The organism is Pseudomonas sp. DWRC2-2 (assembly GCF_049897885.1).
Taxonomy (GTDB): Bacteria; Pseudomonadota; Gammaproteobacteria; order Pseudomonadales; family Pseudomonadaceae; genus Aquipseudomonas; species Aquipseudomonas azotoformans_A.
In genome coordinates this window covers 981438-995795 of record NZ_JAFCXD010000001.1, presented here as the reverse complement: position 1 = coordinate 995795, position 14358 = coordinate 981438, and the positions used below count along the sequence as shown (strand labels likewise).

Here is a 14358-nt window from a genome sequence, read left to right as displayed (position 1 = left end):
GATGCCCCACGCCGCCCAACACTCTTCCAGTCCTGCGATTGCGGGGCTGGTTCCTTCTGTAGAACAGCAAAGTCGCCAGGGCCTGGAACAGGCCTTTTCGCTGTTCAACCAGATGTCCAGCCAATTGACCGATTCCTACAGCCTGCTTGAAGCCCGGGTGTCCGAGCTTAAAGGCGAGTTGGCGGTGGTCAGCGCACAGCGCATGGAAGAACTGGCCGAGAAAGAGCGCCTGGCCAACCGTCTGCAAAACCTGCTGTCACTGCTGCCCGGCGGTGTGATCGTCATCGACGAAGAAGGCCGTGTGCGCGAAGCCAACCCGGCTGCCTGCGACATGCTTGGGCTGCCGCTGGAAGGCGAGCTGTGGCGGCATGTCATCACCCGCTGCTTTGCGCCGCGGGAAGATGACGGTCACGAAATTTCCCTGAAAGACGGCCGCCGCTTGTCCATCGCCACCCGTTCCTTGGACGCGGAGCCGGGTCAGCTGGTGCTGCTCAACGACCTGACTGAAACCCGTCACCTGCAAGACCAGTTGGCCCGGCATGAGCGTTTGTCTTCCCTGGGGCGCATGGTCGCTTCTTTGGCGCATCAGATCCGCACGCCGCTGTCGGCTGCCTTGATCTACGCCAGTCATTTGACTGATGAGCAATTGCCCGCCGCCACCCATCAACGGTTTGCCGGTCGCCTCAAGGAGCGTCTGCATGAGTTGGAGCACCAGGTGCGCGACATGCTGGTGTTTGCCCGTGGCGAATTGCCGCTCACCGACCGCATCACGCCGTCCGCGTTGATGCAGGCCCTGCAAGCGGCCGCCGCCACCCATATCCAGGACGTCCAGGTGCGCTGGCAGTGCGACAGCCATCTCGGTGAGTTGCTGTGCAACCGCGACACGCTGGTGGGTTCGCTGCTCAACCTGATCGAAAACGCCACCCAGGCCAGCGGCCCCGGCGCGCGGCTCAAGGTGCACCTGTACAACCGTGGGCAAAACCTGCGCCTGTGCATCAGCGACAGCGGCAGTGGTATCGAGCCCACCGTGTTGCAGCGCCTGGGCGAACCGTTTTTCACCACCAAGACCAACGGTACGGGCCTGGGCCTGACCGTGGTCAAAGCAGTGGCACGTGCCCATCAGGGAGAATTGCAACTGCATTCCCGCATTGGGCGTGGCACCTGTGCATTGATGACCTTGCCGCTGTTTTCCAGCGCGGCAAGCGCGGAGTAGTTATGGCTATCAAGGTTCTGTTGGTGGAAGACGATCGCGCCCTGCGTGAAGCATTGGCTGACACGCTGCTGTTGGCGGGCCATGACTACCGGGCGGTCGGTTCTGCCGAGGACGCCTTGGAGGCGGTCGAGCAGGAGTCCTTCAGCCTGGTGGTCAGTGATGTGAACATGCCCGGCATGGACGGTCACCAATTGCTCGGTCTGTTGCGCGCACGTCAGCCGCAATTGCCGGTGTTGCTGATGACCGCCCACGGCGCCGTCGAGCGGGCGGTCGACGCCATGCGCCAGGGCGCGGCGGATTACCTGGTCAAACCCTTCGAACCTAAAGCCCTGATCGAACTGGTCGCGCGGCATGCCCTGGGCGTGATCTCGGCCAGTGAAGGCGAAGGCCCGATTGCCTTTGAGCCGGCCAGTGCACAATTGTTGGAGCTGGCGGCCCGCGTGGCGCGCAGCGATTCCACTGTGTTGATTTCCGGCGAGTCCGGCACGGGCAAAGAGGTGCTGGCACGTTACATCCACCAGCAATCGACCCGCGCCAAGCAGCCGTTTATCGCGATCAACTGCGCGGCGATCCCTGACAACATGCTCGAGGCGACGCTGTTCGGTCACGAAAAGGGTTCGTTCACCGGCGCCATCGCAGCCCAGGCAGGCAAGTTCGAACAGGCCGACGGCGGCACCATCCTGCTCGATGAGATTTCGGAAATGCCCCTGGGCCTGCAAGCCAAGTTGCTGCGGGTGCTGCAGGAGCGTGAGGTTGAGCGCGTCGGCGCGCGTAAGCCGATCCAGCTGGATATCCGTGTAGTCGCCACCACCAACCGCGACCTGGCGGGCGAAGTGGCGGCGGGGCGTTTCCGTGAAGACCTGTTCTACCGGCTCTCGGTGTTCCCGCTGGCCTGGCGCCCGTTGCGCGAACGCCCGGCAGACATCATTCCGCTGGCCGAGCGCCTGCTGAACAACCACGTCAAAAAAATGAAGCATGCCCAGGCGCGCCTGTCGGCCGAGGCCCAAGCCTGCCTGATCGCCTATCCATGGCCGGGCAACGTGCGTGAACTGGATAACGCGATCCAGCGCGCGTTGATCCTGCAACAGGGCGGGTTGATCCAGCCCCAGGATTTCTGCCTGGCCATGGGCAGTGGTGTCGCGCCACTGCCGACCCTGGCGCCGGCGCCCGTGGTGGTCGAAACCGAGACCGCTGGCGCCCTGGGCGACGACCTGCGTCGCCGTGAATTCCAGATGATCATCGACACCCTGCGCTCCGAGCGCGGCCGTCGCAAAGAGGCTGCTGAGCGCTTAGGGATAAGCCCGCGCACCCTGCGCTACAAGCTGGCGCAGATGCGCGACGCCGGGATGGATGTGGAAGCGTATCTATTCGCCACATAACCGGTAACAAGGTCGACAAGGTTTGTCGCCTTTTCTTACGAGTTGGTACAGAGCTGGCACCCTTGTTGCTACCTCCCTAGTAATTGCGGCGTAGCGTCAAAAAACATGCGGGTTGTCGGAGAGAGAAGTTCATGAGCCAGGGTATTGAGTTCAATCGGTTGATGTTGGATATGCGCTCCATGCAAATGGATGCCATGGCTCAACCGAAATCCGTCGTGCCAGCGCCGGAATTGGGCCAAAGCAGCTTCGCCGATATGCTCGGCCAGGCCATCAACAAAGTCAGTGACACCCAGCAAGCCTCCAGCCAGTTGGCTAACGCCTTTGAAATCGGCAAAAGCGGCGTGGACCTCACCGATGTGATGGTCGCCTCGCAAAAAGCCAGCGTTTCCTTCCAGGCCCTGACCCAAGTGCGTAACAAGCTGGTTCAGGCCTACCAAGACATCATGCAGATGCCGGTTTAAGGACGAGATTTAAGTCATGGCAGAAGCAGTCGTGGACAACGCACCCGCCAAGGCAGACGGCAAGCCGCCGCTGTTTGGCCTGTCGTTCCTGGAAAACCTCTCCGAAATGACCATGCTGCGTCAGGTGGGCCTGATGGTCGGCCTGGCAGCGAGCGTGGCGATTGGTTTTGCCGTGGTGTTGTGGTCGCAGCAACCCGATTACCGGCCGCTGTACGGCAGCCTGGCGGGCATGGATTCCAAGCAGATCATGGAAACCCTGGCCGCCGCCGACATCGCCTACACCGTGGAGCCCAACTCCGGGGCCCTGCTGGTCAAGGCCGACGACGTGGCCCGTGCGCGCATGAAACTCGCCGCCGCTGGCGTGACCCCGTCCGACAGCAATATCGGTTTCGAGATCCTCGACAAGGACCAGGGCCTGGGGACTTCCCAGTTCATGGAAGCCACCCGCTACCGTCGTGGCCTGGAAGGCGAACTGGCGCGCACCATCTCCAGCCTGAACAACGTCAAGGGCGCCCGCGTGCACCTGGCCATTCCGAAAAGCTCGGTGTTTGTGCGCGACGAGCGCAAGCCAAGTGCTTCGGTCTTGGTGGAACTGTTTGCCGGCCGCTCCCTAGAGCCTGGCCAGGTCTTGGCGATCGTCAACCTGGTCGCCACCAGCGTGCCCGAGCTGAGCAAATCGCAGATCACCGTGGTGGACCAGAAGGGCAACCTGCTGTCCGATCAGGGCGAAAACTCCGCGCTGACCCAGGCTGGCAAGCAGTTCGACTACAGTCGTCGTGTGGAAAGCATGCTCACCCAGCGTGTGCACAACATCCTGCAACCGGTGTTGGGCAACGACCGCTACAAGGCTGAAGTGTCGGCCGATGTGGACTTCAGCGCGGTCGAGTCGACCTCCGAGCAATTCAACCCGGACCAGCCTGCTTTGCGCAGCGAGCAGTCCACCAGCGAACAACGCACCGCCGCCAATGGCCCGCCGCAAGGTGTGCCGGGCGCGTTGAGCAACCAGCCGCCAGCCCCGGCTTCCGCACCGCAAACCACCGGTGGCACTGCTGCCGGCGCGGGTGCGATCCAGCCAGGCCAGCCACTGTTGGACGCCAACGGCCAGCAGATCATGGACCCGGCCACCGGCCAGCCAATGCTCGCCCCGTACCCGGCGGACAAACGTAACCAGTCCACCAAGAACTTCGAACTCGACCGTTCCATCAGCCACACCAAGCAGCAGCAGGGCCGCGTCAATCGCCTGTCGGTCTCGGTGGTGGTGGATGACCAGGTCAAGGTCAATGCCGCTGACGGCGCCGTTACCCGTGCCCCCTGGACCGCCGACGAATTGGCGCGTTTCACTCGCCTGGTGCAGGACGCCGTTGGGTTCGACGCCAGTCGGGGTGACAGTGTCAGCGTGATCAACATGCCGTTCTCCGCCGAGCGTGGCGAAGTGATCGCTGAACCGTCGTTCTACTCGCAGCCGTGGTTCTGGGACATCGTCAAGCAAGTGCTGGGTGTGTTGTTCATCCTGGTACTGGTGTTCGGTGTGCTGCGTCCGGTGCTTAACAACATCACCGGCAACGGCAAGAAACAGCTGGCCCTGGCCGGTGGCGACGTGGAGTTGGGTGGCATGGGCGGCCTCGACGGCGAACTGGCCAACGACCGCGTCAGCCTCGGCGGCCCGCAAAGCATCCTGTTGCCAAGCCCGAGCGAGGGTTACGACGCTCAGCTGAACGCAATCAAGAGTCTGGTGGCAGAAGACCCGGGCCGTGTGGCCCAGGTCGTGAAAGAGTGGATCAACGCAGATGAGTGATAATCGAGCCGCTGTTGCCAAGCTCACCAAGGTCGACAAAGCCGCAGTCTTGCTGCTGTCCCTCGGTGAAACCGACGCCGCCCAAGTGCTGCGCCATATGGGCCCCAAAGAGGTTCAGCGTGTCGGCGTGGCCATGGCGCAGATGCGCAATGTGCACCGCGAACAAGTCGAGCAGGTGATGAGCGAATTCGTCGAGATCGTCGGCGACCAGACCAGCCTGGGCGTCGGCTCCGACAGCTACATCCGCAAGATGCTTACCTCGGCCCTGGGCGAAGACAAGGCCAACGGCCTGATCGACCGCATCCTGCTCGGTGGCAACACCAGCGGCCTCGACAGCCTGAAATGGATGGAACCGCGCGCCGTGGCCGACGTGATCCGCTACGAGCACCCGCAGATCCAGGCAATCGTGGTGGCCTACCTCGACCCGGACCAGGCCGGTGAAGTGCTCGGCCACTTCGACCATAAGGTGCGCCTGGACATCATCCTGCGCGTGTCGTCGCTGAACACCGTGCAGCCGGCGGCCCTGAAAGAACTCAACACGATTCTGGAGAAGCAGTTCTCCGGCAACTCGAATGCCTCGCGTACCACCCTGGGCGGTATCAAGCGCGCGGCCGACATCATGAACTTCCTCGACAGCTCGGTCGAAGGCCAGTTGATGGACTCGATCCGCGAGATCGACGACACCCTGTCCGGCCAGATCGAAGACCTCATGTTCGTGTTCAACAACCTTTCCGATGTCGACGACCGCGGCATCCAGGCGTTGCTGCGCGAAGTGTCCTCCGATGTGCTGGTGCTGGCCCTCAAGGGATCGGACGAAGGCGTCAAGGAAAAGATCTTCAAGAATATGTCCAAGCGCGCCTCGGAACTGTTGCGCGACGACCTGGAAGCCAAAGGCCCGGTACGCGTCAGCGACGTGGAAACCGCGCAGAAAGAAATCCTCACCATTGCCCGCCGTATGGCCGAAGCCGGAGAAATCGTTCTCGGCGGGAAGGGCGGCGAAGAAATGATCTAAGGCGCCTCTCATGTCGAACAAAGATGAGGCGCCCAGCGATCTGATTCGCGCACGGGACGTCGGTGGGTTCGACATCTGGTCGTTGCCCAGCTTCGATCCGCATGTGCCCGAGCCCGAGCCTGAACCGGTTGAAGAGCCACCGGCGGAAATGGAAGAAGTGCCGCTGGATGAAGTCCAGCCACTGACCCTGGAAGAGTTGGAAGCCATCCGCCAGGAGGCCTACAACGAGGGCTTCGCGGCAGGTGAAAAAGATGGTTTTCGCAGCACCACCCTCAAGGTCCGCCAGGAAGCCGAGGAGGCGCTGAGCGTCAAACTGGCCAGCCTGGAACGCTTGATGGGCGGGCTGTTCGACCCTATCGCCGAGCAGGATGCGCAGATCGAAAAAGCCATGGTCGAGCTGGTGCAGCACATCGCCCGCCAGGTGATCCAGCGTGAGCTGGTGCTGGACTCCAGCCATATCGAAAGCGTGATGCGCGAAGCCCTCAAGCTGCTGCCCCTGGGCGTCGGCAATGTACGGCTGTACATCAATCCGCAGGATTTCGAACAGGTCAAAGCCCTGCGCGAGCGCCATGAAGAAACCTGGCGCATCGTCGAGGACGCGTCGCTGCAACCCGGTGGTTGCCGCGTCGAGACCGAACATAGCCGCATCGATGCCACGGTGGAAACCCGCATCAGCCAGATCATGGCCAAGCTGTTGGATCAGGCCCATGAGCAGGTGTTGAACCCTGCCGAGCCTGACCTGAGCGTGGACCTGGACGCCCCAGATGCGCCTTGATCGCACCAGCTTCGCCAAGCGCTTGAGCGGTTATGCCGAAGCCGCCGAGTTGCCTGGCCAGCCGATCCTTGAAGGGCGCCTGCTGCGCATGGTCGGCCTGACCCTCGAAGCCGAAGGCCTGCGCGCCGCCATGGGCAGCCGCTGCATGGTGATCAACGACGACAGCTACCACCCGGTGCAGGTCGAAGCCGAAGTGATGGGCTTCTCCGGCAGCAAGATTTTCCTGATGCCTGTGGGCAGTTTGGCGGGCATTGCCCCTGGCGCCCGCGTGGTGCCCTTGGCCGACACCGGCCGCCTGCCGATGGGCATGAGCATGCTCGGTCGCGTGCTTGACGGCGCCGGTCGCGCGCTGGATGGCAAAGGCGGCATGAAGGCCGAAGACTGGGTGCCGATGGACGGCCCCACCATCAACCCGCTCAACCGTAACCCCATCAGCGTGCCGCTGGACGTGGGCATTCGCAGCATCAACGGATTATTGACGGTCGGCCGTGGCCAGCGTCTGGGCCTGTTTGCCGGTACCGGCGTAGGTAAATCAGTGCTGCTGGGCATGATGACGCGCTTTACCGAGGCCGACATCATCGTGGTCGGGCTGATCGGCGAACGGGGCCGCGAGGTAAAGGAATTTATCGAGCACAGCCTCGGTGAAGAGGGCCTCAAGCGCTCGGTCGTCGTTGCGTCCCCGGCGGACGATGCGCCGCTGATGCGCCTGCGCGCCGCCATGTACTGCACGCGCATCGCCGAATATTTCCGCGACAAGGGCAAGAATGTCTTGTTGCTGATGGACTCGCTGACCCGATTCGCCCAGGCCCAGCGGGAAATCGCCCTGGCCATCGGCGAACCGCCGGCCACCAAGGGCTATCCGCCGTCGGTGTTCGCCAAGCTACCCAAACTGGTGGAGCGTGCCGGTAACGCCGAAGCCGGGGGCGGCTCGATCACCGCGTTCTACACCGTGCTGTCCGAAGGCGATGACCAGCAAGACCCGATTGCCGACTCGGCGCGGGGCGTGCTTGACGGTCACATCGTGCTGTCGCGGCGCTTGGCTGAAGAGGGGCACTACCCGGCCATCGATATCGAAGCGTCCATCAGCCGGGTGATGCCGGCGGTGGTGACGCCGGAACACATGATCCGTGCGCAACAGTTCAAGCAGTTGTGGTCGCGCTACCAACAGAGCCGTGACCTGATCAGCGTCGGCGCCTACGTGGCGGGCGGCGATCGCGACACCGACCTGGCCATTGCCCTGCAACCGCAGTTGGTGACCTACCTGCGCCAGGGCCTCAACGACAAGATCAGCATGGGCGAAAGCGAAGCGCACTTGCAGTCGATCTTCGCCCCGGCGCCGGGCGGCTAAGCCATGGCCAACAGCCGCGCCGCGCGCCTGGCTCCGGTGGTGGACATGGCCGAAAAGGCCGAGAAAACCGCCGTGCAGCGCCTGGGTTACTTCCAGGGTCAGGTGCGCCTGGCGGAAAGCAAGCTGGGCGACCTCGAGCGCTTTCGTGGCGAATACCAACAGCAGTGGATCGAGCGGGGCTCTAAAGGTGTGTCCGGCCAATGGCTGATGGGCTACCAGGGCTTTCTCAACCAACTGGAAACGGCCGTCGGCCAGCAGCGCCAAAGCCTGGCCTGGCACCAGAACAACCTCGATAAAGCCCGCGAAAGCTGGCAGGCCGCGTTTGCACGGGTTGAAGGCCTGCGCAAACTGGTGCAGCGCTATATCGACGAAGCGCGGGCACTGGAAGATAAGCGCGAGCAGAAGTTGCTCGACGAGCTGTCTCAGCGCATGCCGCGCAAAGACGTCTATTGAGAGTTGCCCACATCTCCTTCTCCTGCTAAACCTTGTGTCATTGCCAATGACAAGGAAGCAGTCGCATGTCAGTCGAGTCACAAGTATCCCTGGACGGGACGAAGTTGACGATAGCGGTCAAGGGCCGGTTTGATTTCGGCAGCCATCAGGCGTTTCGCGATGCCTACGAGCGTTTCTATAAAGTGCCTGAGTTGTACGTCGTCGACCTGAAAGAGGCCACCTACATGGACAGTTCCGCCCTGGGCATGCTCCTGCTGTTGCGCGACCATGCCGGTGGCGATAATGCTGAAGTTCAGGTGATCAACAGCAACTCAGACGTGCGCAAGATCCTCGCCATCTCCAACTTCGACAAACTGTTCGACATCAGTTGAGCGCCCTGGCCCCGATCATCGAACCGCTGACGATCCTGATCGCCGAAGACAGCGCCGCCGACCTGCTGTTGCTGTCGACCATCATCCGGCGCCAGGGTCATCAGGTGCTCACGGCCACTAACGGCGCTGAGGCAGTCGAAGTGTTTACCCGTGAGCGCCCGCAACTGGTGTTGATGGATGCGCTGATGCCGGTGATGGACGGCTTTGAAGCGGCACGCCGGATCAAGCAGTTGGCGGGTGAAGAGCTGGTACCGCTGATTTTTCTCACCTCCTTGCGCGAGAGCGAAGCCCTGGCCCAGTGCCTGGATGCCGGCGGCGATGACTTCCTGCCCAAACCCTACAACCAGCTGATTCTCGCGGCGAAGATCAACGCCATGGACCGCCTGCGCCGGTTGCAGGCCACGGTCCTGCAGCAGCGCGACCTGATCGCCAAGCATCACGACTATCTTCTGCACGAGCAGCGGGTGGCCAAGGCGGTGTTTGATAAGGTCGCGCATTCGGGCTGCATCAACGCCGCGCCGAATATCCGCTACCTGCAATCGCCCTATGCGCTGTTTAACGGTGACTTGCTGCTGGCCGCCTACACGCCGTCCGGCGACATGCACGTGCTGCTTGGTGACTTCACCGGCCATGGCCTGCCAGCGGCAGTGGGTGCCATGCCCCTGGCTGAAGTGTTCTACGGCATGACGGCCAAGGGCTACGGCCTGGCACAGACCCTGCGCGAGATGAACGCCAAGCTCAAGCGCATCCTGCCGGTGGACATGTTCTGCTGCGCCACTCTGTTGTGTCTGAGCACGCAGCGGCGGGTCGTGGAGGTGTGGAACGGCGGCATGCCCGAAGGCTACGTGCATGAAATCGCCAGCGGCAAACGCACGCCGCTGGAATCGCGGCATTTGCCGTTGGGTGTGCTCTCGGCCGAAGCCTTTGATGATCGTACTGAAGTCTGGCCGATGGCCCTGGGCGACCGGGTGTTCCTGTTGTCCGATGGGGTGCTGGATACCGCCGATGCCAACGACCAACTCTTCGGCGCCGAACGTTTGCAGCAGGTGTTTGCCGCCAATCGCGAGCCTGATCGTTTGTTTGAAGAGATCGAACAGGCCCTGGCGGCATTTCGCTGTGAAGTGCGCGATGACGTGAGCCTGGTGGAAATCACCTTGCAGCCTGGCCAGCCACTGCGTGCCTCCGGGCCGTTGTATGCGGACAGTGGGCAGTCGTGCCCGCTGGATTGGTCGGTGAGTTTCGAATTCCGCGCTGAAACCTTGAAGCGCTACAACCCGTTGCCGTATCTGCTGCAACTGTTGCTGGAAATCCATGGTCTGCGCGAGCAGAGCGGGGCGTTGTACAGCGTGATGGCGGAACTGTATTCGAATGCGCTGGAGCATGGGGTGCTGGGGCTGGATTCGCGGCTAAAGCGTGATGCCCTGGGATTTGCCGAGTATTACCGCCAGCGTAATGACCGCCTGGCGCAACTCGACAGCGGGTATATCCGGGTGCATGTGCAGGTGGTGCCGACGGCGGCGGGTGGGAAGATGACCCTGCGCATCGAAGACAGCGGTCCGGGGTTTGATGTGGACCAGGTGCTGGCGCGGCCGCTGGATATCGACCGTCTGTCTGGCCGGGGCTTGAGCCTGGTCCGTCAGTTGAGCAGCCATGTAGGCTGGTCGGATGGCGGGCGCAGTGTGTGCGTGGAGTTTTGCTGGGGGGCTCTGGCATAATTCGCCGATTCTTGATCAGGGAGCGAGCAAGTGGTTGATCTACATCTGGACCCGCAGGTGTTGTCGGGTTTGCAGGAAGTCATGGAAGGCGAGTATCCGAAGTTGCTGGATACCTTTCTTGATGATTCCCAGAAGCGTGTCGAGGCGTTGCGCAAGGCCAGGGATGATGCCAAGGCGTTGGGGCGGATTGCGCATAGTTTCAAGGGGAGCAGTGGGAACCTTGGGGCGGTGCGGTTGGCGCAGTTGTGTCAGCGGTTGGAGGTGGAGTCTGTTGAGTCCAATGCAGATTTGGGGGCATTGGTGGATCTGATTGATCATGAGTTTGCGTTGGTGAAGCCGTTGTATGAGTCGGAGCGGCAGCGGTTTCAGATTTGATTGAGTGCATATCCGTTACTGCGGTAACGGCGGCCTATGGTTTCGCCCTTACGGCCAGCCCTTTCAAGGTCTTTGAAAATCCGGCGATATCTGGCTGATACCCTCCCATTAAAGGCGAACACTGCAACTGTGGCGAGCGGGCTTGTCCCGCGTTGGGTTGCGAAGCGACCCTAGAAGGATAAATGCGGTGAGTCAGGCACTCTTCGGCCGCTGGTTCTGGGGCTGCTTCGCAGCCCAACGCGGGACAAGCCCGCTCGCCACAGGGTGCTTATCGCCAGTTCTACCTAAAGACCTTGAAAGGGCTGGCCGTAGGGGTGGAACCAATACCCACCGTTACCCAAATAACGGATATACACGCCAAAACCCAAACCTGGCCCAACTCTTGCTATACCTCCCAATACTGCATCCCCGACCCCCATGCAGTGGAGACCTTTATCTATGCCAGTCGCCCCGAATTCGCTCCTTCAGGCTGCCCCCGCGGCCAAGCCTCAAGCGCCCGCCGCCAACCCACCGGCAGTGGCTGCGGACCCACGGGACAAGGGCCCTGGCTTCGCTCAAGTGTTCGCCAACCAGGCTTCCAAACCCACGGTCAAGTCCGACGACAACTCGCCCAAGCCCACCGCCGGCAAGTCCTCCGATGCCAGCGCCAAGCCAGCGGCCAGCAGCGACAAACCTGCCGCCAGCACGCCAGCCGTTGCCGATAGCGGCAAACCCTTGCCTGCCACCCCACCGGCCAAGACCGACGACAGCGCCAGCAAAGATGATGATGCGCCAACCGACCCGACCCTGGTGCAGCAGCCTCCGGCTGACCCGGTGGTCGACCCGGCCCTGATTGCCACCGTCACTCCGGTAGCTGTGCCAGTGCCAGTGGAAACCCCGGCGCCAGTCACCACGGCCAAGGATGACAAGGCCCAGCCGGTGGTCGCGGCACCGGTAGCGGCGACCGAGGAAGCCAAGCCAGTCTTCGATCCGGAAGCCGATCCTTTGGACGCCATGCCCGCCGTGCGTCTGGCGATGGAGCAGGGCGGTCACGTCTCGGCCAGCAGTCAGGCCCAGGCCAAAACTGCTCCGGCACCGACCCAGGATCAACCCACCGCCGCCCAGAACTTTGCCGCCGGCCTGGCCAATATGGTCGACCAGCAAGCCACCAAGGACAGCACTGACACGGGCGGTGACAAGGCCTTCGGCGGGCTGATCGAAGACGGCCTCAAGGACCTGAAGAACGCCAGCAGCGACACCCGTGTCGATGACTTCGCCAACCGCCTAGCGGCATTGACCCAGGCCGCCACGCCAAAAACCGCCAACGCTTTGCCGCCGGTGACCAATGCGCCGTTGGCCATGCACCAGAGCGGCTGGACCGACGAAATCGTCAACCGCGTGATGTACCTGTCCAGCGCCAACCTCAAGTCGGCGGAGATCCAGTTGCAGCCGGCCGAGCTCGGTCGCCTGGATATCAAAGTCAACATGACCGCCGACCAGCAAGCCCAGGTCAACTTCATGAGCGCCCACCCGGTGGTGCGTGAGGCGCTGGAAAGCCAGTCGGGCCGTTTGCGGGAGATGTTCGCTCAGCAGGGCATGGGGCAGGTGGATGTGAACGTGTCCGACCAGTCCCGTGGCCAGGAGCAACAACAGCAGCAGGCCCAGACCGGTGGCGTGAGCCGCAGCGGCGGACGTAGTGACAGCGGCGACAACGGCGCGCACGTTGACGTGGCTGAAGCCGTGGCGCCGGTCACCTCAACCGTGATCGGGTCCAGCGCCGTCGACTACTACGCCTAGCTCGCCCCCACTGTAGGAGCGAGCTTGCTCGCGAAGAACCTGAGAGCGCCGCGGGCTGTCAGGTTTTCCGCGATATCGTTAACGACCTTCGCGAGCAAGCTCGCTCCTACAGGGATGCGCCAGACAACTCTGGCATAACACTTGCTCTTGCCTTTCCGTAGATCTATGAATCCCCGAATAGTGACGGATTATTGGCATGGCGAAGAGCGACGACGCAGCAAAAGCACCCGCAGGCAAAGGTAAGCTCAAGCTTATCCTGTTGATAGTCCTGGGCCTGCTCCTGGCCATCGGCGCCTCGGTCGGCGGCACCTGGTACATCATGCACAGCAGTGCCAGCAAGCCGGCACCTGCCGCCGAAACCGCCAGTAACGTCAAGCAACCGGCAATCTTCGAGCCGATGCTTCCGGCCTTTGTCGCCAACTTCAATCAGAACGGTCGCCAACGCTACCTGCAGGTGAGCATCACCTTGCTGGCGCGTAATGCCTCGGACCTGGACGCCCTCAAGGTGCACATGCCGGTGATCCGTAACAACCTGGTGATGCTGTTCTCCAGCCAGAGCTTCGACACACTTGCCACCCCGGTGGGCCAGGAAATGCTGCGCCAGAAGGTCACCGCCAGCGTGCAGGAAGTGGCCCAGAAGGAACTCGGCAAAGTCGTGGTCGAGCAGGCGCTCTTCACTAACTTCGTATTGCAGTAGGATCACGACATGGCCGTGCAAGACCTGCTGTCCCAGGATGAGATCGACGCGCTGCTGCATGGCGTCGACGATGGTCTGGTACAGACCGAAATGGCTGCCGAGCCCGGCAGCGTCAAAAGTTATGACCTCACCAGCCAGGATCGTATCGTCCGTGGACGCATGCCGACCCTGGAGATGATCAACGAGCGTTTCGCCCGCTACACCCGCATCAGTATGTTCAACATGCTGCGCCGCTCGGCGGACGTGGCGGTGGGCGGCGTGCAGGTGATGAAGTTCGGTGAATACGTGCACTCGCTGTACGTGCCCACCAGCCTCAACCTGGTCAAGATCAAGCCGCTGCGCGGCACCGCGCTGTTCATCCTGGATGCCAAGCTGGTGTTCAAGCTGGTGGACAACTTCTTTGGCGGCGACGGCCGTCACGCCAAGATCGAAGGCCGTGAGTTCACCCCGACCGAATTGCGGGTGGTGCGCATGGTGTTGGAGCAGGCCTTCATCGACTTGAAGGAAGCCTGGCAGGCGATCATGGAAGTCAATTTCGAGTACATCAACTCGGAAGTGAACCCGGCCATGGCCAACATCGTCGGCCCCAGCGAAGCCATTGTGGTCTCCACCTTCCACATCGAACTCGATGGCGGTGGCGGCGACCTGCACGTGACCATGCCGTACTCGATGATCGAGCCGGTGCGCGAGATGCTCGACGCTGGCTTCCAGTCCGACCTGGACGACCAGGACGAGCGTTGGGTCAAGGCCCTGCGCGAAGACCTGCTGGACGTCGACGTCCCACTGAGCGCCACCGTGGCCCGTCGCCAGTTGCGCCTGCGCGATATTTTGCACATGCAGCCGGGGGACATCATTCCCGTCGAATTGCCGGACGAAATGATCATGCGCGCTAACGGGGTGCCATCGTTCAAGGTCAAGCTCGGTTCCCACAAGGGCAACTTGGCTCTTCAAGTGGTTGAACCGATCAATCGTCGCTGATCAACACTAA

General features: G+C 62.1%; 14 protein-coding genes and 1 pseudogene. 14 read left to right on the top strand and 1 reads right to left on the bottom strand.

The window, feature by feature from the left end; all coding sequences use genetic code 11:
- Nucleotide 1: 1 nt before the first annotated feature.
- The 12 genes from ACP7EW_RS04860 to ACP7EW_RS04805 all read left to right on the top strand — a co-directional run bounded on the left by ACP7EW_RS04860 (nucleotide 2) and on the right by ACP7EW_RS04805 (nucleotide 12673).
- Nucleotides 2-1213 carry a sensor histidine kinase gene (locus ACP7EW_RS04860; protein WP_426216388.1) on the top strand — a complete coding sequence of 404 codons (1212 nt, stop codon included), beginning with the start codon at nucleotides 2-4 and terminating at the stop codon, nucleotides 1211-1213.
- Between the two features lie 2 nt (nucleotides 1214-1215).
- Nucleotides 1216-2592 carry a sigma-54-dependent transcriptional regulator gene (locus tag ACP7EW_RS04855; protein ID WP_061449188.1) on the top strand — a complete coding sequence of 459 codons (1377 nt, stop codon included), beginning with the start codon at nucleotides 1216-1218 and terminating at the stop codon, nucleotides 2590-2592.
- 131 nt (nucleotides 2593-2723) lie between these two features.
- Nucleotides 2724-3053 carry a flagellar hook-basal body complex protein FliE gene (gene fliE / locus ACP7EW_RS04850; RefSeq protein ID WP_426215656.1) on the top strand — a complete coding sequence of 110 codons (330 nt, stop codon included), beginning with the start codon at nucleotides 2724-2726 and terminating at the stop codon, nucleotides 3051-3053.
- A gap of 16 nt (nucleotides 3054-3069) precedes the next feature.
- On the top strand, nucleotides 3070-4848 hold the full coding sequence (gene fliF / locus ACP7EW_RS04845; RefSeq protein ID WP_426215654.1) for a flagellar basal-body MS-ring/collar protein FliF: 1779 nt from the start codon (nucleotides 3070-3072) through the stop codon (nucleotides 4846-4848).
- Nucleotides 4841-5860: a flagellar motor switch protein FliG gene (gene fliG, locus ACP7EW_RS04840; RefSeq protein ID WP_010563975.1), complete on the top strand. Its 1020-nt coding sequence runs from the start codon at nucleotides 4841-4843 to the stop codon at nucleotides 5858-5860. The genes fliF and fliG overlap by 8 nt, the downstream gene beginning before the upstream one ends.
- 10 nt (nucleotides 5861-5870) lie before the next feature.
- On the top strand, nucleotides 5871-6635 hold the full coding sequence (gene fliH / locus ACP7EW_RS04835; protein ID WP_269131562.1) for a flagellar assembly protein FliH: 765 nt from the start codon (nucleotides 5871-5873) through the stop codon (nucleotides 6633-6635).
- Nucleotides 6625-7983, top strand: a complete 1359-nt coding sequence (fliI, locus tag ACP7EW_RS04830; RefSeq protein ID WP_010208746.1) for a flagellar protein export ATPase FliI — start codon at nucleotides 6625-6627, stop codon at nucleotides 7981-7983. Before fliH ends, fliI begins: the two co-directional genes overlap by 11 nt.
- Before the next feature lie 3 nt (nucleotides 7984-7986).
- Entirely contained in the window at nucleotides 7987-8436 is a 450-nt protein-coding gene (fliJ, locus tag ACP7EW_RS04825) for a flagellar export protein FliJ (protein ID WP_016975640.1), read from the top strand.
- Between the two features lie 65 nt (nucleotides 8437-8501).
- The gene (locus ACP7EW_RS04820) at nucleotides 8502-8807 is read left to right on the top strand and encodes an STAS domain-containing protein (RefSeq protein WP_426215652.1); all 306 of its coding nucleotides are present in this window, start codon (nucleotides 8502-8504) and stop codon (nucleotides 8805-8807) included.
- Entirely contained in the window at nucleotides 8804-10522 is a 1719-nt protein-coding gene (locus tag ACP7EW_RS04815; RefSeq protein ID WP_426215650.1) for an ATP-binding SpoIIE family protein phosphatase, read from the top strand. Before ACP7EW_RS04820 ends, ACP7EW_RS04815 begins: the two co-directional genes overlap by 4 nt.
- A 30-nt stretch (nucleotides 10523-10552) precedes the next feature.
- Nucleotides 10553-10897: an Hpt domain-containing protein gene (locus ACP7EW_RS04810; protein ID WP_426215648.1), complete on the top strand. Its 345-nt coding sequence runs from the start codon at nucleotides 10553-10555 to the stop codon at nucleotides 10895-10897.
- Nucleotides 10898-11335: 438 nt separating this feature from the next.
- Complete coding sequence (locus ACP7EW_RS04805; RefSeq protein WP_426215646.1) at nucleotides 11336-12673, top strand: flagellar hook-length control protein FliK; 1338 nt, start codon at nucleotides 11336-11338, stop codon at nucleotides 12671-12673.
- Between the two features lie 8 nt (nucleotides 12674-12681).
- Here ACP7EW_RS04805 and ACP7EW_RS04800 read toward each other — a convergent pair.
- A pseudogene (locus ACP7EW_RS04800) lies at nucleotides 12682-12771 on the bottom strand (outer membrane lipoprotein carrier protein LolA); the annotation flags it as partial.
- A gap of 98 nt (nucleotides 12772-12869) precedes the next feature.
- On the opposite strand from ACP7EW_RS04800, the gene fliL reads away from it, so the two are divergent.
- Nucleotides 12870-13370 (top strand): flagellar basal body-associated protein FliL, encoded by a 501-nt coding sequence (gene fliL, locus ACP7EW_RS04795; RefSeq protein ID WP_033900763.1) that lies wholly within the window; start codon nucleotides 12870-12872, stop codon nucleotides 13368-13370.
- Nucleotides 13371-13379: 9 nt separating this feature from the next.
- Nucleotides 13380-14348, top strand: coding sequence for a flagellar motor switch protein FliM (gene fliM / locus ACP7EW_RS04790; protein ID WP_027603859.1), 969 nt, complete (start codon nucleotides 13380-13382; stop codon nucleotides 14346-14348).
- The last annotated feature ends 10 nt before the right edge of the window (nucleotides 14349-14358 follow it).

What these genes read in the sequence shown, in the direction of transcription:
- ACP7EW_RS04820 (WP_426215652.1), top strand. Translation starts at nt 8,502, where the DNA reads ATGTCAGTCGAGTCACAAGTATCCCTGGACGGGACGAAGTTGACGATA.
- fliM (WP_027603859.1), top strand. Translation starts at nt 13,380, where the DNA reads ATGGCCGTGCAAGACCTGCTGTCCCAGGATGAGATCGACGCGCTGCTG.
- fliJ (WP_016975640.1), top strand. Translation starts at nt 7,987, where the DNA reads ATGGCCAACAGCCGCGCCGCGCGCCTGGCTCCGGTGGTGGACATGGCC.
- fliF (WP_426215654.1), top strand. Translation starts at nt 3,070, where the DNA reads ATGGCAGAAGCAGTCGTGGACAACGCACCCGCCAAGGCAGACGGCAAG.
- fliI (WP_010208746.1), top strand. Translation starts at nt 6,625, where the DNA reads ATGCGCCTTGATCGCACCAGCTTCGCCAAGCGCTTGAGCGGTTATGCC.
- fliL (WP_033900763.1), top strand. Translation starts at nt 12,870, where the DNA reads ATGGCGAAGAGCGACGACGCAGCAAAAGCACCCGCAGGCAAAGGTAAG.
- ACP7EW_RS04855 (WP_061449188.1), top strand. Translation starts at nt 1,216, where the DNA reads ATGGCTATCAAGGTTCTGTTGGTGGAAGACGATCGCGCCCTGCGTGAA.
- ACP7EW_RS04805 (WP_426215646.1), top strand. Translation starts at nt 11,336, where the DNA reads ATGCCAGTCGCCCCGAATTCGCTCCTTCAGGCTGCCCCCGCGGCCAAG.
- fliE (WP_426215656.1), top strand. Translation starts at nt 2,724, where the DNA reads ATGAGCCAGGGTATTGAGTTCAATCGGTTGATGTTGGATATGCGCTCC.
- ACP7EW_RS04860 (WP_426216388.1), top strand. Translation starts at nt 2, where the DNA reads ATGCCCCACGCCGCCCAACACTCTTCCAGTCCTGCGATTGCGGGGCTG.
- fliG (WP_010563975.1), top strand. Translation starts at nt 4,841, where the DNA reads ATGAGTGATAATCGAGCCGCTGTTGCCAAGCTCACCAAGGTCGACAAA.
- fliH (WP_269131562.1), top strand. Translation starts at nt 5,871, where the DNA reads ATGTCGAACAAAGATGAGGCGCCCAGCGATCTGATTCGCGCACGGGAC.